The 20,540-nt window shown below is 46.2% G+C and carries 11 protein-coding genes and 2 pseudogenes; 9 read left to right on the forward strand and 4 right to left on the reverse strand.

The window, feature by feature from the left end; genetic code table 11:
- The 3 genes and pseudogenes from QUA62_RS00005 to QUA62_RS00015 all read left to right on the forward strand — a co-directional run.
- Positions 1-141, forward strand: a pseudogene (locus QUA62_RS00005) (photosystem II D2 protein (photosystem q(a) protein)); the annotation flags it as partial.
- A gap of 157 nt (positions 142-298) precedes the next feature.
- Complete coding sequence (gene psbC, locus QUA62_RS00010) at positions 299-1,678, forward strand: photosystem II reaction center protein CP43 (protein ID WP_333401847.1); 1,380 nt, start codon at positions 299-301, stop codon at positions 1,676-1,678.
- A 553-nt stretch (positions 1,679-2,231) separates the two neighbouring features.
- Positions 2,232-6,089, forward strand: a complete 3,858-nt coding sequence (locus tag QUA62_RS00015) for a GAF domain-containing protein (RefSeq protein ID WP_333401849.1) — start codon at positions 2,232-2,234, stop codon at positions 6,087-6,089.
- 318 nt (positions 6,090-6,407) lie between these two features.
- Here the strand turns inward: QUA62_RS00015 and QUA62_RS00020 are convergent, their stop codons facing one another.
- The 3 genes and pseudogenes from QUA62_RS00020 to QUA62_RS00030 all read right to left on the reverse strand — a co-directional run.
- Positions 6,408-12,446: a PAS domain S-box protein gene (locus QUA62_RS00020; protein ID WP_333401851.1), complete on the reverse strand. Its 6,039-nt coding sequence runs from the start codon at positions 12,444-12,446 to the stop codon at positions 6,408-6,410.
- A 225-nt stretch (positions 12,447-12,671) separates the two neighbouring features.
- Complete coding sequence (locus QUA62_RS00025; RefSeq protein WP_333401853.1) at positions 12,672-13,685, reverse strand: PleD family two-component system response regulator; 1,014 nt, start codon at positions 13,683-13,685, stop codon at positions 12,672-12,674.
- A 537-nt stretch (positions 13,686-14,222) separates the two neighbouring features.
- Positions 14,223-14,401: pseudogene (locus tag QUA62_RS00030) on the reverse strand (IS701 family transposase); the annotation flags it as partial.
- A gap of 157 nt (positions 14,402-14,558) precedes the next feature.
- Here QUA62_RS00030 and QUA62_RS00035 point away from each other — a divergent pair.
- The 5 genes from QUA62_RS00035 (at position 14,559) to folP (ending at position 18,706) form a co-directional block, all read left to right on the forward strand.
- Positions 14,559-15,512: a hypothetical protein gene (locus QUA62_RS00035; RefSeq protein WP_333401855.1), complete on the forward strand. Its 954-nt coding sequence runs from the start codon at positions 14,559-14,561 to the stop codon at positions 15,510-15,512.
- Between the two features lie 100 nt (positions 15,513-15,612).
- Positions 15,613-15,798, forward strand: coding sequence for a PCP reductase family protein (locus QUA62_RS00040; RefSeq protein WP_006633749.1), 186 nt, complete (start codon positions 15,613-15,615; stop codon positions 15,796-15,798).
- 75 nt (positions 15,799-15,873) lie between these two features.
- Positions 15,874-16,599, forward strand: coding sequence for a triose-phosphate isomerase (gene tpiA, locus QUA62_RS00045; protein ID WP_333217570.1), 726 nt, complete (start codon positions 15,874-15,876; stop codon positions 16,597-16,599).
- Between the two features lie 190 nt (positions 16,600-16,789).
- The gene (locus tag QUA62_RS00050; protein WP_333401857.1) at positions 16,790-17,728 is read left to right on the forward strand and encodes a formylglycine-generating enzyme family protein; all 939 of its coding nucleotides are present in this window, start codon (positions 16,790-16,792) and stop codon (positions 17,726-17,728) included.
- 108 nt (positions 17,729-17,836) lie between these two features.
- On the forward strand, positions 17,837-18,706 hold the full coding sequence (gene folP, locus QUA62_RS00055) for a dihydropteroate synthase (RefSeq protein ID WP_333401859.1): 870 nt from the start codon (positions 17,837-17,839) through the stop codon (positions 18,704-18,706).
- Here folP and QUA62_RS00060 read toward each other — a convergent pair.
- Complete coding sequence (locus QUA62_RS00060) at positions 18,697-19,539, reverse strand: stomatin-like protein (protein WP_333218116.1); 843 nt, start codon at positions 19,537-19,539, stop codon at positions 18,697-18,699. The two genes, folP and QUA62_RS00060, sit on opposite strands and share 10 nt — an antisense overlap.
- Positions 19,540-19,731: 192 nt before the next feature.
- On the opposite strand from QUA62_RS00060, the gene QUA62_RS00065 reads away from it, so the two are divergent.
- Complete coding sequence (locus QUA62_RS00065; RefSeq protein ID WP_333401861.1) at positions 19,732-20,487, forward strand: tetratricopeptide repeat protein; 756 nt, start codon at positions 19,732-19,734, stop codon at positions 20,485-20,487.
- Positions 20,488-20,540: the final 53 nt, after the last annotated feature.

Below are 20,540 nucleotides of genomic sequence, written 5' to 3' on the forward strand. Positions count from 1 at the left end.
GAAGATCCTGAGTTTGAAACGTTCTACACTAAGAACATTCTGCTTAACGAAGGCATTCGTGCTTGGATGGCTCCTACGGACCAACCTCATGAAAACTACATCTTCCCTGAAGAAGTTCTGCCTCGCGGTAACGCACTTTAAAAAAATCAGGATTTGGATTTCAGATTAATTTAAGTTTTTTAAACTAATATGAAATCCACATCCCTATTCCCTGGGGCAGGTGCGGTACTCCCGTGCCCTACTAGGGAAACAAAAAAACCCAAAATCCAAAATCTAAAATCGTTGGAGGTTCTACCGCGTGGTAACGCTCTCTAATTCCTACGCAAGCGGTCGCGACCAAGAATCCTCCGGGTTCGCTTGGTGGTCTGGCAACGCTCGTTTAATCAATCTCTCTGGCAAACTGCTGGGCGCACACGTCGCTCACTCTGGTTTGATCGTTTTCTGGGCCGGAGCAATGACTTTGTTTGAAGTCGCTCACTTTATCCCAGAAAAGCCCATGTACGAACAGGGCTTAATTTTGATGCCCCACGTCGCTACTTTGGGTTGGGGCGTCGGCCCCGGTGGTGAAGTTACGGATATCTTCCCGTTCTTCGTAGTCGGCGTTCTTCACTTGATTTCATCTGCTGTTCTCGGTTTGGGCGGCATTTATCACGCCGTTCGCGGCCCGGAAATTCTCGAAGAATACTCTTCGTTCTTCGGCTACGACTGGAAAGACAAGAACCAGATGACCAATATCATTGGCTACCACCTGATTCTGTTGGGATGCGGCGCTCTGCTGCTCGTAGCTAAAGCCATGTTCTTCGGCGGTGTCTATGACACTTGGGCTCCGGGCGGCGGCGACGTGCGGGTCATTACTAACCCCACTCTGAATCCGGCTGTGATTTTTGGCTACTTGACTCGCTCTCCTTTTGGTGGCGAAGGCTGGATTGTCAGCGTCAACAACATGGAAGATATCATCGGCGGTCACATCTGGGTGGGCCTGATTTGTATCGCTGGCGGTGTTTGGCACATTTTGACCAAGCCTTTCGGCTGGGCTCGCCGCGCCTTAATCTGGTCTGGCGAAGCTTACCTGTCTTACAGCTTGGGCGCTTTGTCCCTGATGGGATTCATTGCTTGCTGCTTTGTCTGGTTCAACAACACTGCTTACCCCAGCGAATTCTACGGCCCGACGGGCCCGGAAGCTTCTCAAGCGCAAGCTTTGACCTTCCTGATCCGCGACCAACGCTTGGGTGCTAACGTCGGTTCTGCACAAGGCCCCACCGGTCTGGGTAAATACCTGATGCGCTCTCCTACTGGCGAAATCATTTTCGGCGGTGAAACGATGCGTTTCTGGGATTTCCAAGGCCCTTGGTTGGAACCCTTGCGCGGTACTAACGGTTTGGACTTGAACAAAATCAAGAATGACATTCAGCCTTGGCAAGCTCGCCGCGCGGCTGAATACATGACTCACGCTCCTCTGGGTTCTTTGAACTCTGTGGGCGGTGTGGCGACTGAAGTTAACTCGTTTAACTTCACTTCTCCTCGTTCTTGGCTGTCCTGTTTCCACTTTGTGATGGGTTTCTTCTTCTTGGTCGGCCACTTGTGGCACGCTGGTCGCGCTCGCGCGGCTGTCGCTGGCTTTGAGAAGGGTATCGATCGCGAAAATGAACCAGTGCTGTCTATGCCTAATTTGGACTAATCGATCGAATTTATTTCTGATTTGATGGTCTAGTTGAAAAAGGCTCCTGCTTAACGGCAGGAGCTTTTTTTTGAACCCATATCTGGAAAAAGCTGCGGATTGTCGATCGACTGTTCTCCGAGCCCGCTAGCAGCAGATAAAATCCTAGACGTAGAAATCCGGTTTCTGAGTTAACCTTTTGAATTCCATGGTGTTTCTTTCCGTCAGCTCTTTCCTCAGCGAGCTTTTGCATCCAGGACTGAAATATTTCGGTGCGACCTTCATCGGTGGCTGTGAATGACTCTGCAAGTCTTGAAACTTGACAATTTTAATCCGTTGGGGTAGAGAGCTTGCAAGGCAGGCTCTACAAAGTTTATATTTAAAGTACAAAAGTTTTAATTCCACACAATGGAAAGTTGCAATTTTAAGGCCGATCGCTACAGGTGAAAAACTAATCGACGATCGCCATCAGGATATTTATATTTTATTAAATGGCTGTGCTTGCCGAATTTTTTAACAGGCACAAAACTTTTGGGCGGCTTACTGTTATTGCTAGGAAAGCAAAAGATTAATAATGGACTCATTAAAGATCGAAAATGTCAAGGTGATGTTCGATCGAGCAAATTTACTCGATCGCATCGCAAACCGCATTCGCCACTCTCTAGAACTGCCAGAAATTCTGAGCGCAACAGCAGCGGAAGTTCAATCGTTCTTGGGAACAGACAGAGTAAAAATATACAAGTTTCATAGCGACGGCAGCGGTGAAGTGATTGCCGAATCAATTAACGGCAACCGCTTGCCCTCCCTATTGGGACTGCATTTTCCAGCCGACGATATTCCCCCTCACGCCCGCGAACTGTTCGCGCAAGTACAGGTGCGATCGATCGTCGATATAGATTCCGGGCTGCTAGGCCACAGTCCCCACCGCGACGCGGTTTCCGGTCAACTGCTGCCCGACGAAGTGCGCTTTCGCGCGGTTGACCCCTGCCATGCTGAATACTTGACTGCACTCGGCGTCAAGGCTTGCTTGGTAGTACCAATTTTTCACGGCGAAGAATTCTGGGGGTTGTTGGTATCTCACCACTCCGAGTCCCGGAGTGTCGCAGAACACGAACTGCAAGGCGTTCAGATGGTGGCAGATCAGCTCGGCGTCGCCATAGCCCAATCAACCCTCCTCGCCCAAGCGAGGGCGAAAGCTCAACGGGAAGCTGCAGTCAACCGCGTCGCCGCAGCCCTTAACTCCCAGCCAGCGATTGAACTCCAAACAGCTTTGGTAGAATCGGTAGCAGCACTAGACGCCGCCGGCGGCAGGCTGTGCATTTTCGCCACACCATTCATTTTCGACAGCACCAAGGTTACGAATCTAGTTTCCGATTCGGATAACTCGAATCGGGAACTCACAGTCTACACTTGCGGCTCAGGGCCGAAGATGGGAATTTCGGCAAAATACCCGCAGGTGGAGCAATACAGCGTTTGGCACGAATATTTTAAATCCGGCGAGCAACAGGTTTGGGCAATTCCCGACTTGTACCAAATTAGCCATTTGAGAAGCCTGCAACCTGCATTTCGATCGACCAAAATTCGGAGCATTTTAATCGTACCGCTCAGAACCCGCCAGCAAATATTCGGTTACTTGACCATTTTTCGAGAAGAATTTGACACCGAAACTCTCTGGGCCAGACAGTTTGATAGCGACGGGCGGCTCGCCCAATCTCGGATATCTTTTGAAGCGTGGAAAGAGTCAAAAAATGCCCAAATTCGCGAATGGAAGGCTGAAGAAATTGAGTTGTTCCAAATTTTTGGCAGCCACTTTTCTAATGCTATTAACCACTCCCAACTCGATCAACAAATAGAGGAACTTAACACAAATTTAGAAAATCAAGTTCAAAAGCGCACCGCTCAACTGCAGCAGTTGACCCAACAGCAGCGAGTGCTGTTTGAAGTGGTGGCAAAAATGCGGCAATCCCTCGACTTGAACAAGATTTTTAGCACGATGTCCCAGGAAGTGCGGCGGGCTTTAAATGCCGATCGAGTTGCGGTTTACCGCTTCGATCCCGCGTCGGAATTTAACGACGGCGAATTCGTTGCCGAAGATGTTTTGCCAGATTTTGTGTCAGCCATGGCAGTCAAAGTGCACGATCGCTGCTTTGGAGAAAACTACGCCAATCTCTACTCTCAGGGGCGAGTTCACGCAATGTCCGACATCAGACAGGCCGGACTGCAAGATTGTTATGAGCAAGTATTGCAGCAATTTCAGGTCAAAGCTACTTTAGTTGCACCGATTATGAAAGGCAAGGATCTTTGGGGGTTGCTGTGCGTACACCAATGTTCGGCTCCCCGCAACTGGGAATCTTCCGAAATTAAGTTTGCTACCCAAATTTCCGCTCAGCTCAGCATCGCCTTAGAACAAGCAGATTTACTCGCTCAAACTCAGCAGCAAGCAGTTGAGTTGCAGCGAGCAGCAGAGCAGGAGCGAATACTGTTTGAGGTAGTTGCTAAGATTCGACAATCTCTAGATTTAAATACAATTTTTAGCACGACAACTACAGAATTGCGCCGGATTTTAAAGGCCGATAGAGTGGGCGTTTATCGCTTCGATACGGACTCAAATTTTAATGAAGGCCAATTTATTACCGAAGATGTTTTGCCAGATTTTCCTTCAGCAATGGATGTGAAAATTCGCGATCAGTGTTTTGGAGAGAACTATGCAAATAAATACAGCCAGGGACACATTCAAGTGTTGCCAGATATCGAAAGTGCGGGACTCTCAGACTGCCACGCTGCTATTTTAGCTCAATTTCAAGTTAGATCTCAAGTGATTATGCCGCTGATGAATGGCAGCGAGCTTTGGGGCTTGCTGTGCCTGCACCAGTGCGACAGTTCGCGCAATTGGAAAACTTCGGAAATCCAGTTTGCTACGCAAGTAGGATCTCAGTTGAGCGTAGCATTAGAACAAGCAGATTTGCTCGCTAAAACGCGCCAGCAAACGGTCGATTTGCAGGCGGCAGCCGAGCAACAGCGGATACTGTTTGAAGTGGTGGCAAAGATTCGAGAATCTCTCGATATTAACGCAATTTTTAAGACTGCAACCCAAGAAGTTTGTCAGTTTATGCAAGTCGATAGAATTGCTGTTTATCGCTTTAATCCTGATTGGGGTGGCCAATATGTGGCAGAGTTTGTGAAAGATGGCTGGATAAAATTGATCGGGGAAGGTATCAGTACGGTTTGGCAAGATACTTATTTGCAGGAAAACCGAGGTGGCAGGTATGCCAATAATGAAACTCTAGCCGTTGACGATATATATCAAGCTTCCCACTCGGAGTGTGTTGTCGGTATTTTAGAGCAATTTCAAGTGAAGGCTTATGCGATCGCGCCGATTTTTGTAGGACAACAACTTTGGGGTTTGCTCACAGCCTATCAACATTCTGGGCCCCGCTGTTGGGAAAGTTCAGAAGTTAACTTTTTAGCTCAGATTGCCAATCAGTTAGGCGTAGCTATCCAACAAGCCGATTTGCTAGCTCAAACCAGACGCCAAGCAGAACAAATCGCTCAAAGTTTAAAAGATTTGCAGCACACTCAAGCTCAATTGATTCAAACTGAAAAAATGTCTGGTTTGGGGCAACTGGTAGCTGGGATTGCTCACGAAATTAACAATCCGGTTAATTTTATTTACGGCAATCTCAATCACGCTAGTGAATATACTGCTAGCTTACTGAGTTTGCTGGAACTTTACCAGCAGCAATATCCCGATTCTAGTCCTGAAATAGACAAATTGAGTGAAGATATTGACGTGGAGTTTCTGCTAGAAGATTTGCCAAAATTGCTATCGTCAATGAAGGTGGGAGCAGATCGCATCCGTCAAATAGTTCTGTCTTTAAGGAATTTCTCTCGTCTTGACGAAAGTCAAATGAAGGCGGTTGATATTCACGAAGGGATTGACAGCACGCTGTTAATTTTACAGCACAGGCTGAAATCTAATGGGGACAGTGCAAACATTGTGCTAGTGAAAGAATACGGCACTTTGCCTTTGGTTGAGTGTTATGTTGGACAGTTGAATCAGGTGTTTATGAATGTAATTGGGAATGCGATCGATGCTTTAGATTCGCACAAGTTGCTCGCTGACCAATCGGTGGCTCCTCAAATTAAAATCTCTACTTCTGTCGGTCAACTTAATGGCACTATTCCTAGCGCGGTGATTCGGATTTCTGACAACGGCACGGGAATTTCGGAATCTATGAGAAAACGCATATTTGACCCTTTTTTCACCACTAAGTCGGTGGGGAAAGGTACAGGATTGGGACTGTCAATTAGTTACCAAATTGTGGTAGAAAAACACGGTGGCGTTTTAAAATGCAATTCGGAATTGGGGAAAGGTACTGAGTTTGCGATCGAGATTCCGCTTCGACAGCAGCCAGCAGTCATTACTCATTAGTCATTATTGTAAAATCCAGCCAAGAGTCAACAATCAACAATCACGGACGCTGCCACCAGAATTGATATAATTAATCTGCGTTAATCTGTGTTATTCTGCCCTCATCTGCGCTTAAAAAAAGAGAATGTATTAACCGCAGATGACAAGGGATTGACGCTGATTGACGCAGATGAAAAGAAGAGAAATAGGAAAAATTCCGATGCTAACAGATTTGGAATCAGGCTTGATCGTGCGTATGCGATCGCATAGCCACCTTGCGGCATCGCGTGTGACAGTTGCCTAAGTCCTGATGCCAAAAGATGCCTATTGAATTGACTTTCATAGATTAGTTTCGCTCTTTTTTAGTTCTTGTTGGAGAGTATTCTTGACACGATCGTACTCAACCTCGATTTGAGCCAAAAGGGTTGAGGCTCGATCGAGTTCACCCGAGGTACTCATAACTTCTAGCGCGGCACAAAGCTGGGCCAGAGGAGCCGCGCTTAGGTTCGCACTGCTGCCTTTGAGGGTATGAGCGGCTCGGTTTAGGCTTTGAGTATCCGCTTGGGCGATCGCTAATTTCATAGCTTGTAGCAACTTGAGAGATTCCTCAAAGTAGCAGGTCGCCAGCAAGCTCAAAATCTGGGTTGAATCTTCATCGATGCTGCTACAGAAGGCTTGCAGTTCTGTAAGGTTAACCGCTGGCACATCAATTTCTGGCTTGTTGCTATCTGATTCCTGCTTTTGGGCCTGCTGCTGTTCCTGGTTGGGTGGACACTGACTCAGCGCTTGGATGAGAGCCTCTACTCGAATCGGTTTACTGATATAGTCATTCATGCCAGCATCCAGACAAAGCTCGCGATCGCCCTGCATGGCATTCGCCGTCACTGCAATAATCCAGGGACGAGCATGAGCAGGCCACTCCTCACCAATACGACGGCTGGCTTCTAGTCCATCCATCTCTGGCATTTGTACATCCATCAGCACTACATCATAAGGCTGGCGGTGCAGGGCTTCCAAGACTTCTAATCCATTGGCAGCAACATCAGCCCGGTATCCCAAACGCTCTAACAGCAGCAGTGCCACCTTGTGATTCACCAGATGATCCTCTGCTAACAGAATTCGCAGCGGGAGTTTTTGAGCCAATTTAATATCATCCTCAACAGAGCTAGGGGGCCGCTGTTGAACTTTTGTCGGTTGAGCTTGTAGTGCCTGAGTCAGCACTTCATAGAGCTGGGATTGTTTGATGGGTTTGCTTATACAAGCCGCAAAGTGGGTGGAGAGCGCTGAAGAAGTCGCTTCTGGTTTGCCCATTGAAGTCAGCAGCACCAGAGGTAAACGGTGGGACTTAGGATGCTGGTGGATGGCTGAGGCGAGTGTGAGGCCGTCCATTTGTGGCATTTGCATATCTAAAATAGCGACATCAAACGTTTCTCCACTCTCAAGCCAGTTGAGCGCTTCCACAGCCGATTGGGCAGCCAGACTCTGCATCCCCCAACTCTGGGCTTGCAGCGTCAGAATTTGTCGGTTAGTGGGCTGGTCATCCACGATTAATAAACGCTTGCCAGATAGTTCTGGTACTATTTCCATTGGTTCCTCTAACTCAGTAGCAACAGCGGGTGCGACAATCGTGAAGTAGAAGGTAGAACCCATTGTGATTCGATGAGGCTGAGCGGCTTGCCATTTTGGGGAAGGGGTTCCTCCGACGTGGCCTCGGCTCTCGACCCAAATCATGCCGTTCATCGTTTCACAAAGTCGCTTACTAATCGCCAGACCTAAACCAGTCCCTCCATACTGCCGAGTCGTCGAAGCATCTACTTGACTAAAAGACTTGAACAGTCGATCGAGGCGGTTGGCTGGAATGCCAATCCCTGTGTCTTGAATGGCAAACTGAATTTCATACAAGCTTTCTGACAAGTTCCCAGGCTCAGAAATCGTTTTGTCAGAATCAACTAGAGAGGCTTGCACCGAAATGGTCACTTCCCCTGTTTCGGTAAACTTAATCCCATTGTTGAGCAAGTTAACTAGAATCTGACGCAGACGGGTGACATCACCCAAAATGAACTTAGGAGTCTGAGGCTGGATCAGGTAGCCCAACTCAATATCCTTCTCATCTGCTTTAACTGCAAGTTGGTCGATCGCACCTTCTATGCAATCTCTCAAGCTCAAGGGATACATTTCTAGCTCCAGCTTGCCCGACTCAATTTTGGAGAAGTCGAGGATGTCGTTGATGATACTCAGAAGGGTATCCCCACTATTGCGAATCGTCTCGATAAAGTCTCGCTGTTGAGCCTTGAGTTCTGTATCGAGCAGTAGTCCCGTCATACCAATAACCGCATTCATGGGAGTGCGAATTTCATGGCTCATCATCGCCAGAAACTCACTTTTGGCTCGGCTCGCTGCTTCTGCTTCCCGTCTAGTTTGCTCCAGGGCAAAGTTTTTCAGAGTTAATTCTTCTCGTTGTCGAGTTTCTTGCTCTAGTAATTTGGCTTGAGCTAGGGCAATTCCTACTTGAGCCGCGACTGATTCTAGCAACTCCACTTGATCGGCGGTCCAATGACGGTAGCGATCGCACTGGTGCAAACAAATGGCACCATTCGGTTCTCCTTGGTAAGAGGTTCGCACTGCTAATATCGCTCTCAATTTGAGACTGGTACAAATAGAATGAGCACAGGTGAGCAATAATTCGCAATAGACATCCGGGGAGGCGATCGCTTCATCCCCAGCCATCAACTGTTTTGTATAAGCAGGACTCGCCGCCAGAATGTCATGCTCCCCGCTGGGGGCATATCCGGGTGCTAGATACTCTGCAACGACAGGAAACTGAGGCTGTGGATTGTTCAAGTATGTGCGAATTAAGCAGCGACTGACCCCAAAAGTTTGCCCAATCTGAATAGCAGCCGTTTCAAATATCTGCTGAGCATTGAGGCTTTGACGAATTTCTTGGGTAATTTGCTTCAGCAGTAGGGCTTTTTGCAACTGTCGCTGTAGTGCTTCTTCTGCCTGCTTGCGATCGCTAATATCCTTCATGAAGCAGTGATGCCCCACAAACACATTTTGCTCGTCATAAGCAGAGACCATCACCACTTGTTTATAGAAGATCGTGCCATTTTTTCGCATCCCCCTAGCTTCCACTTCGACTCTGCCGTCTCTCAACATTTGCTCATAAGCAGCCACCATCCTTCCAACATCTTCAGGATGAACAGTTTTTTGGCATTCCATCCCTAGCATTTCCTCTGGCTGATATCCGCAGATGGCTGCATAAGTTTCGTTAACGAAGATATAGCCTCCTTGAGGGTCGAGCCGAGAAATGCCTGCCACGGCATTTTCTAGCGCTGCACTCATTTGTTGCAGTTCCGCTTCGGCGCGCTTGCGAGCGCTAATTTCAATTAGAATGCAACCCACTGCTATAGGCTGCTCTGCATTTTTGAAAATGGGAAAGTGAGAAACGAGCCAGTAGCGCTTGGCACCCGTTTGGCTGGATACTTCTGAGCTCATTTCCAAGCTGATGGAAGGTTGTCCTGTCGTTAAAACCTGTTGTAACAGTGCATTTATACCAGGAGCAAATTCCCCCAACATCTCATCAGTTGTCTTACCTAAGTGAGCCTCCACAGAGTGGCCATTAATTTCAGCTAGTGCCTCATTGATTTGTAAAAATCGAAACTGCCGATCGTGGATACATAGCCCCACTCCTGCCAGGGAAGCTCCTTTAAAGAAAGCATTCAATAATTGCTCTCTGGCTTGAATTTCCTGCTCTAAGTTTTTGCGCTCGGTAATATCGCTGTGAGAACCAGTCATACGGACAACTCTGCCCGCTTCATCCGAAAGCGCTTGCCCTCGAGTCAAAATCCACTTGTAGCTCCCATCCTTACAACGCATTTGAAATTCTGTACTATAAAAGGGAGTTTTGCCCTCAAAGTGATCTTGAATTACTTGCGTCACCCAATTGAGATCATCGGGATGCACTCGCTTGCTCCATTCGTCCAGGTGATGGGGAATTTCATGGTCCTCGTAGCCCAACATTTCTTTCCAGCGAGCCGAGAAGAATACTTCATTGGTGTTGACGTTCCAATCCCATACCCCATCATTACTACCGCGTAGGGCGAGTTCCCACCGCTCTTCACTCGCTTGCAGAGCGACTTCTGCCTCATGCCGTTCAATTTCACTACCAATCCATTGAGCCATCAGCTTCAGTAATTCCACATGGGCAGATTTAAAGCTGTCTGCACGGGGAGATTTACTAGAAAAGCTGAGGGTACTGTAGACTTTGCCTGCAACTAACACTCGTGTTCCAATATAAGCTTCTATGCCAAGGGCAAGATAGGCAGGATGGTAACGCCATTTTGAGGTCTCTGTATGTTGGATGGTTAGGGGTTCATTTGTGTCTAAAGCTTCACAGCACAAAGTTTGGTTAACATCAAAGACATCACCTGGTTTCAGGACTCCATCGGGCGATCGTGCCACCATCACCTCATAACGGTTATTTTGCACACGAGCCAAGATACCACTTTCAAGCCGAAAGGTCTGACATCCCATGTCAATCAACGCTTGGATGCGCTGCTCAAAGTTGAGATTTTGGCTAGCAGTGACTTGATATAAAGCTCGTATTGCCGCCTCTCTTGTTATTAGTTCAGCTTCGGCTTGTTTACGTCTCTTAATTTCAGCTTTCAGAGATCGATTGATTTTGGATAATCTTTGCGTTCGTTCTTGAACCCGCTGTTCTAATGTAGCGTTGACGTGTTTAAGCTCCCTAAATTTTTGATTTAGCGCGATCGCCATCAATTGAAAATTGCTAGCAAGCTCATTGATTTCAGTAACAAAACTATGTTTCCATTCAAATGTTTTTTCTGAAAGCTGGTTGGGTAAGTCAGTAGTCGCCAGAGCTAAAAAGGATAATGGCTTGACCAGTCGTTCGCTAACCACCGTTGCCAACAAAAATGCCAACATTGTGATGACCAGAAGAATAATCAGATCTATCCTGTAGCGACTTTGTAAATTTTCTACATAGGACTCTGCTGGAATTTCTAAGCGTAATCTCCAGTTCAGCTCAGCAGGGTTAATCGTAAATTCCTGTATATATAGAGAGTTTTTCCAACGGATCATTGGATAGTTGCCCTTGCTAGGAACCCACTGCTGCAAGGTTCCCTCTAAGGTGCGAGTGCTGCCATCTTTTGACTCCTGAACAGAGTTCAAAAGCTTTTGGTCGGATTGATTACTGGCAATCAGTCGGTTGTTTGGATCTAGCAATGTAATGCGTAGTTGCTGATTGTTTTTCTGGAAAATGTATAGAGATTGGATCTGGCTCAATGCTAATGAACCGTGGATCAGCCCAAGGAAATGACCTTGAACTTGCAGGGGAACATTCAATGCTACATGAGGTTCGTCAATTAATAAATCGTTGTGGATAGGAGTCATCCAAGGTTTCAACCCCTGTTGAGCCAGGGTAATTAGAGATTTATGTTGGGTGCTTTGTTCAATCAACCGCCGACGGGTTTGATTTAAAGGAGAAGAGGCTGCTAAAACTGTTCCAGATGAATCAGCCACATAAATGTTCTCGAAATCTGGAAACCACTGCTCGATCAGGCTAATGTCTTGTTGCAGTCGATCGGATGATTGAATCGCTTGATTAGCAGCAGTGGCGGTTTCAGGGATGAGCGCTTTTTCAGCTAATGTATTCAAGGCTAAGAGATGTTGCTGATACCATCTAGATACACCGCTACTGAGATTTGTTCCGTTTGTTTGTAACTCAGTTTGCACGGTCGTCTGAATTTGAGCGAGCCAGTATCTACCATCAATAACTAATAGGAGCAGTCCTGGAATAAAGACAAAAGCAACCAACAGATGAAAAATAGTTTGTTTTAATGAGAGGGCATGGATATTCTTTGAACGATCAACCTGTTTATCAACGGGTGCATAAACAATGATAAAGCTGGCAACTAAGGCATTAAAAATGCCGTTAACTGCTTGTTTGCACATAACTAGCAGGACTTGAGCCGCTTCCATGTGCAGCATTTGACCGTAGAAAAGCCAAACGAGAGGCATCCCAATTAAGAACCAGTAAATCCCATCAACTAAAAGGAGGTTCGGATCTTTGCGCTTCTTGCAACGAAACCCTACAAACAGAGCCTCAATTACCAAAATAATTGTGGCGTATGGATGATTCCAAAGAACATAAGTATAGCTGCCTGCTATTAGACTGGCCAAGGCTCCCCAGCCCCAGCCAAAGTAGTAAGTAATAATCAGTATTGCAATACTGCCAAAGAGGAAATCAACCCCAAATAAAAGAGAGAAACTGAAATAGTTGCCCAGAAAACCCGCACCAGTGAGAAGGGCGATCGCACCAAACCATCTTTTATCCCGCACTGAGGTAGACTCTCCCATAAACTTTTATAATCGCTAGTTGCTGAATATGACCTGATTCCGATAAAAAAAGCGCTATAGAGCCGATCTGTTATTTACCTGACAGTTTCCATGAAGATCGCACCACCGATTATTTAAGCTTTAATACTAAAAGCAAGGCTTACTCATGCAGGACTTGATATTTCGCTCAACTTTAAAAAAAAAATTATTCCCAATTACGAGAGGCATAGTTTATACTCTTATGATTTAATGAGTAAACTCATTAACTGTATGAGTGTTGGTACAAAAAGTATTACGACCTTGGTCTTTGGCTTGATAAAGTGCTGCATCGGCAGCAGTAATTAAAGTTTCTGGCAGGCTCTCTTGGGTGGGAATCACAGTGGTAATACCGAAGCTGAGCGTAATGCAATGATTCGGAGAACTCTTATGGACTATTGCTAAATCTTGGATGCGAGCCTGCATTTTTTTAACGATGTGTACGGCTCCCTCAAGCTCTGTGTCGGGCAAAATCACTACAAATTCTTCACCTCCATAACGTGCGACTAAATCTCCAGCTCGATTAATACTGCGATTGAGAGCTGTGGCAACTTGCTGTAAACATACATCCCCTGCTTGGTGTCCATAAGTATCGTTGTAAGGCTTGAAGAAATCGATATCACACAAAATTAGTGACAAAGGAGTTTGCTGCCTCGTCATGCGTCGCCACTCGTGCTCTAGCTGTTCGTCAAACTGACGGCGATTGGCAATCTGAGTCAAACCGTCTATTGAGGCTAGGTATTTTAATTGTCGATTGGCGGCCTCTAGCTGCTTGTAAATTAGGGTTTGTTGCTGTTGCAAGTGGAATTGCTGAATCAACCGCCGCACTCTCTGTCCCAGAACAGCCCAGTGAATCGGCTTAGTGATATAGTCAGCCGCTCCTGCTGCAAACGCTCGATCGACAGATTCTTTGTCTTCCAAGCTAGTAATCATCAAAATAGGTGGGCGATCGCTCTCAGGCACTTCAGATAATTTTTGACAACAAGCAAAACCATCCATAGTAGGCATCACTGCATCTAGCAGGATCAGGTCTGGATGTACTTCCTCATAAGCTGCTAGCCCTGTCAACCCATCACTAGCTTCCACCACTCGGTATTTTTCCTTCTGTAAATACAGTCGAAGTTGCAAACGAATCAAGGCATCGTCATCCACTATGAGAATTAGAGAGGACGGTTCCGTAGATGGGCTAGTCGAAATGGCTGACTCTTCTAATGATTGATACATACGTCATGGTGTATCTTAAGCTGTGGAAACATTCTAGCCTAGCATATTTTGATCTTGGGAGGGAAAGTGAAATTGTGGCAAATATATCAGAAATAATACACCAGCTAAGCTTCCGCAACAACATCCTAGGCAGCGTCGGGTTTGTTAAACCAACAGCCACAGTCTACTTAAAATTTCTCGCTTTTTTTCGGAGATATAAAGTCTGGTAAGCCGCGCTAATTTGTGTAGGTATGTAATTATTTTTGGGGGAGTTAAACAGTTTTTACAACGCCGATCGAGCTTTAACGGACGATCGCCAGTTATCCCTCGAACGATCGCCCATTCTCCCGCGATCGCCGATCGGATAATATGCTATATTTCTCAACTTAATTCAGGCTTTTTCAGGTACATCAAATTCCTGCCTCATCTTTGAGCGATCGCCAGCTTTATTTTTGGGGAATACATCTGATGGTCACACGATCGCGTATAGCTTCGCCCTTAGTTGAACGTTTGTTCGCACTAGGAAGCTCTGACTGCAAAATGGCGTAAGCTTTGTTAAGAAACATCTACAGCGTTCTGCGCGAGCTGGGATAGGTTTTTTCTCTTTTTTCTCCCAATAATCCCCCCAGATAGTGTCTAAACTCCTGTCTTTGGGCTTGAGTGGGGAACACATCGTCAAAGCGTTGGCACCATCTTTCAAAGCATGGGGGCATGGATGTCCAAACTGTTTCTCTCATCAGATTCCATCAGGAAAGAGACTAGCCTAAAAACCTTACCCTATATATATTAGCTCTATTTATCGCTCATTTTTTGGCTAAAGTCCCGCTATCAAAAACAGAAGCTATACTATAATCACTTGGAAACAATAAGTTAAGTTGATGGAGGTCACTTACTATGGGAGTAGCACTGTCGGATGTTTCTCAAAGCTTTCAAAAAACGAAAGAATTTTTGACAGAAAAAGTCGGAAAAGCAGTTAATTCGGTTTTACAAGCAACCGCCGAAGCTAAATCTTCTCTCTCCGAATCTGCGAATCAGGCAAAAGAAGCTCTCACTCAAACTACGAATTCTGCCGTTAATACTGTTAATCAAGCTACGAATAATGCTTTAGGTACTGTAGCGGATAAAACCGAAAAAGCGAGGATTTCTCTATCTGAACTCGCGAATCAAGCCGTTAGTCGCGTCAGTGAAACTACCAACAAAGCTGTTGATGCTGTTTCTCACTCTGCGGCAACTGCTAAAGAAACTATTAATCAAACTACTAACTCGGCCGTCAATCCTCTGAATCCAAGCACTAGCCAAGCTTTAGAGAGTGTAACTCAAGCTACAGAAAAGGCTAAGGCTTCATTAGAAGATAGCCTTCAAAAGGCAGGAATTATCAGCGATGCCACTTCCAATGCCCTTCAAAGTGCTATCGATGGTATGTTTAAAAATTGGATGGATTCGCACCCTGTAGTCTTCTGGTTGGTGAGTCACCCGCTGATATCTTTAGCAATGTTGCTACTATTTATATTCATTATCTTGGGTTTCTTACAGGCTTTAGGTAACTTTTTTGCAAAAGGATGGTTATTTATTCTGCAAATCCCTTTAAAATTGATGCAAGGGGTTTTGAGTCTCGGCTCTAAATCTGTAAGTAATCTGGGTGGAGTGGTTGTAAACTCATTGGTTTCAAAGAATCCCAAAGACAAAAATAATTCAGCTTTACAATTGAGGGGAGTTGAATCAAACAGTTTGGAGTCTCAGGAACGAATTGCTAATATTTTGATAAGGTTGGAGGCAATTCGACAAGAGCAGAATCAGCTTTTACAAGAAGCCTCGGCTATTTTAAGCAACAAAATTAAGGCAGAGTGAGAAGGTGTGACCCGATCGCAATTCGTGGTAAATTTAATACATCCAGGCTTTCCATCAAAGCCAGAGCCATGAAGGCTTGTAGTCGATCGCTCAATACGCCATGCCCGATTCAGAATTTTCCGACGATTTAAAATGGACGCCAGAAGCCAAGGCGAAGCTGAAAAATATTCCCTATTTTGTCCGGGGACAAGCTCGCGTCCGCATCGAGCAGTTGGCCCGCGAAGCGGAAACCGAAGTCGTCACCGTTGACTTAGTTGAGCAAGCTCGCATTGAGTTTGGGCAATAAGGGCTCGAAATGTACGCTAAAGCTTTAAACTATAAGTTGCCTGATTTTGATGTTCACAGAGCTACTGAGTCACCCGTGCGGAAAATAGTTATTGCTGGCAACTGGAAAATGTACAAAACTAGGGCTGAATCCCTAGAGTTTCTTCAAGGATTCATGTCCTGCCTGACCGAAACCCCAGAGGAACGGGAAGTCGTGCTTTGCGTTCCCTTTACCTCCTTGGCTGTCCTCTCGAAAAATTTGCACGGCAGCCGGATCAGACTCGGTGCTCAGAACGTCCACTGGCAAGAGTCAGGAGCTTTTACTGGGGAAATTTCCGGGCCAATGCTCAGTGAACTTGGTGTGCGTTATGTCATCATCGGCCACAGTGAGCGGCGCCAATATTTTGGGGAAACTGACGAAACGGTGAATTTGCGGCTGAAAGCTGCTCAGAAATACGATTTAATTCCGATTCTGTGCGTTGGGGAAACCAAGCAGCAGCGAGATGCAGGCGAAACAGAAGCTCACATTTTTTCTCAATTGGAAAAAGATTTGGTTGGTGTTGACCAAAATAAGTTAGTCATTGCTTACGAGCCGATTTGGGCGATCGGCACTGGCGATACTTGCGAAACAAAGGAAGCTAACCGAGTTATTGGTTTGATTCGCAGTAAATTGACTAATCCTGACGTGCCAATTCAGTACGGCGGCTCTGTTAAACCGGAGAATATTGATGAAGTTATGGCGATGCCGGAGATTGACGGGGTTCTGGTAGGCGGTGCGAGTTTGGAAGCTGCGAGTTTCTCGCGCATTGTCAATTATCAGTAATAGGTAATTGCTAATTGGTAATTGCTAATTGGTGGTTGTACCGGGAGTTTTGATGTTGAGAAATAACAATCTCTACCAGTTACCCGAAAATCTTTCTGTACCAGTTGATGATGGGGCAACTAACCACCTTTTGGGATTGCAACTTCCTTTAATTTAGTTAGAAAGTGTGCTTCCTCCTCACCCAACAGCCATGAAAGAGCTTCATAATGCAGCGCAATGGGCTACGGCAAGCAAGGCTCGACAAGACGAGATTGTCAATGCCCTTGTTTGGCAACTCAATGGCTTTGAAGTGGCTGATGCGAAAACATATACTTCAGAGCAGCCCATCCGTATCTTCTCTATACGCGAAAAAGCAACAGGTATTGTGTTTCTCCTGATTCCTGGTGGCACCTTCATGATGGGATTTGATGACACCCAGAAGCAGGCACTGGTCGCGCTTGGCAGACAAGTAATAAAAGACGATGAACAAGATGTAGTAGATATTATTGATGACAGCTTCATCAACAGTAACTTTTGGCATCCTGTTCATCCGGTACACCTTGCTCCCTTTCTCTTGGCGCGTTTTCCCTTGCGCTGGAGCGAAGCCAATGAGTTGATTTCCGTTGACGAGAGCAACTTCTTATACAGAGATTATTTGAACGGGCCGCCCATGCCTAATGCAGAGGTAGCATATCTATCTATCGAGGAAGTAGAAGCCTTGTTACAAGCCTCTGGACACGTTCTTCCCTCAGAATCGCAGTGGGAATATGCTTGCCGTGCAGGAAGTACAACACTGTTTTTCTGGGGGAACGATTTGTCAAACCTTTACTTAGTAGAAAATTTCAACAATAAAGCTGCCAACGATGCCGCCAGCAACCGCTTTGGCTTGGTGAACATGGGATTTCACGGCGACATCTGTGCAGACATTTGGCACGACAACTATGAAGGCGCTCCCTCAGATGGCTCACCTTGGCTTAGTGGGAAGAGTAGTAATGGCGAGCGCGTTGTGCGGGGCGGTGCAGCAGTTGTCTATCCTTGGCAGGGATGCTACGAATGGCTGAGTATGCTTTCTGCCCTTCGCTCTGGCTCTGGTGCTGGCGAAGAACTTGGTGTCAATGTGCGTCTGGCACATCTGCTGCCCATGCTCTAACTGATCGGAATAATAATTTGGATGATGTCAGTGCAAGCTTAAGAGCTCGCTACCCAAATCGCGAGGGGGACGCTCACACTACATAATTCCTATGCCAACGGATTTGATATGACAAATAACCTCAAAAAAATTACAATTAGAAATAAATCTTTCGAGTGGGGAAAACGCACTTATTTAATGGGCGTTTTGAATGTAACCCCTGACAGTTTCAGCGACGGCGGTGATTTCAACACCCTAGAATCTGCTTTAGCGCAAGCGGAAAGTATGGTAAAATCGGGGGTAGATATTATTGATATTGGCGGTCAATCTACTCGACCTGGTGCAGTGGAAATATCCTCTTCCGAGGAGATCGATCGCGTTATACCTCTGGTACACATACTGCGACAAAAAGCCGAGATTTTTGGCTCAGTTCCTATTTCTGTCGATACTACTAGAGCGCAGGTTGCCAAAGCTGCGGTTGAGGCGGGAGCTGATATAATTAACGATATTTCGGGAGCCACTTTTGACTCAGAAATGCTGTCAACAGTTGCTCAGTTAAAAGTGCCAATAATTTTAATGCACATTCGGGGAACTCCCCAGACGATGCAAAAACTCACAGATTATCGGGATTTAATTGGGGAAATCGGGGAATTTTTAGAGAGTCGAATTGCGGCGGCAGTTGCTGCGGGGATTGACAAATCTCAAATAATTCTCGACCCTGGTATTGGCTTTGCCAAGACTTACAGTCAAAACTTAGAAATCCTGCGATATCTGCGAAAATTCCGTGTTTTAAACTGTCCGATTTTAGTCGGAGTATCGCGAAAAAGCTTCATCGGTCACATTTTGAATCAGCCAGAAGCGAAACAAAGAATGTGGGGGACAGCGGCGGCTTGTACAGGTGCGATCGCAAATTCGGCAGATATCTTGCGCGTTCACGATGTCAGAGAAATGCGCGATGTCTCTCAGGTAGCCGACGCCATCTTCCGATATCAGTCTTGAGAAGTTGGAGTATCCATAAGTTTCATTTCCCCGCCGCCGCCAGCTTCCGAAGGGACATCAGGGATAGACTCCATCAAATTGTTGAGGGCCTCTGACATATTTCTCGGGTCCATAAACAGAATTTTGGCATTGTCGCTTTCGCCCAATTTTTGTTGAGCCTCTAAGTATTTTTCGGTTACTAAGTAATTCAAAACTTGCGTGCTATTCGGATGGGAGTCTAAAGCTTCAACTAAGAGCCTCATGTACTCCTTAGTGCCGATCGCCTTATTGACCATTGCTTGCCACTCGCTCTTGGTAGCGCGCTCCAATTCCATAGCTTCTTGCACCCTTTTAGGAGGTGTAATGCTTTGAATTTCCACCCGAATTACTTTGACGCCCCACGTTTCAGTAGCTTCGTCCAACTTCTTGAGTAACTTTTTATTCATGTCATCTCGGGAAGCCAAGATGTCTTGCATTGGCAATCGACCAATTTCAGCGCGAAACGTCGTTAAAACTAAGTTGGCGATCGCATTTTCAATTTGATCGATTCCATAATAAGCTTTCTGTAAATTCACCACCCGCCAATACACAACGGCATCGACTTCGAGAGCCACATTATCTCCCGTGATTGCTGACTGAGGTTTAATGTCTAAAACTCTTTCACGGCTTGTGTCCACGCAGACGACTTTTTCGACCAGGGGACTGATAAAGTGGAATCCTGGCTTGAGGGTGCGCTTGTATTGACCCAAACGTTCCACTAAAGCTTCGTCGCCACCACTGACTATTTTGACGCTTGAGTTAACAGCGTAGCCGAGGACGAGCGCAAAGAGCATGGTAAGAATAGACTGCCCCATTTCTATTTTCCTGCTAAGGTTGACTGAGAATCGATCGGAATTCTACTCTAATTTAACTCAAACTCGGTCACACAGTGCTAAAATATCTCGACTGTTAATAACTAACTATTTCATCGGGTGGGCCCTGATCTGCTCCGACTCTTACGGCGCTAGTGAAACCCAGGATATCAACAACACGTTTCCACAAAAGACATGAAAAACGATCGAGAGTTTCGCTTGTTCAAACCTTTGAGGTGGATTGCCCCAAGCATTTTGGTAGGTGCAGGAATCTGGAATGCCGCAGCGGCCCAACCGGCACAAGCTGAGCCAATCGCCCTGCAACTTTCGCAAAACTCGCAGCCACCGCGCCGAGGCCCTGCTGTTCGGGAAGTAATGTCCTACGAAATGAAGGGAGACGAACTCAGGATTTGCAAGCAGGAAGGCAACGCTGAGAAAAAGTGCCAAGTTGTAGGTAAAGGCTACACGGTGGGCTTGAGAACTGCTAACGACCTTTACGGTCAAGGGAATCTTGTCAATGCCGAAGCTTTGTACCGGCAACTAATCGCTCGCTATCCCAAACAAGCGGATGCTTATTACAAGTTGGGAACTATGCTGTCGGGGCAAGGTAAAATGAGCGATGCGATCGTTCAATTCCAAAAAGCAATTGAAGTCAACCCACAGCACGCCAAAGCTCACAACGATTTAGGCGTGGCAATGGCAAGTCAGGGGCAGTTGCCAGAGGCAATTGTTCAGTGGAGACAAGCCGTTAAAATTAACGATCAATATCCCGATGCTTTAAACAATTTAGGAGTCGGTTTGTACCAGCAAGGAGGCCAGGAAAACCAAGCCGAGGCCGTAGCCAGCCTCACAAAAGCTAAGGAGTTATTTATCAAGCAAGGCAGAACTCAAGCCGCTAACAGAGTAGATAAAATTTTGGACGAAATTAATTCGCGGTCGAGCGGTTCCTAAACTCAACCGCCGATCGCACATTGAAAGAAAAAACATCTTTGGCGATCGGCGTT

This window comes from Microcoleus sp. MON1_C1 (assembly GCF_036701945.1).
Lineage (GTDB): Bacteria > Cyanobacteriota > Cyanobacteriia > Cyanobacteriales > Microcoleaceae > Microcoleus.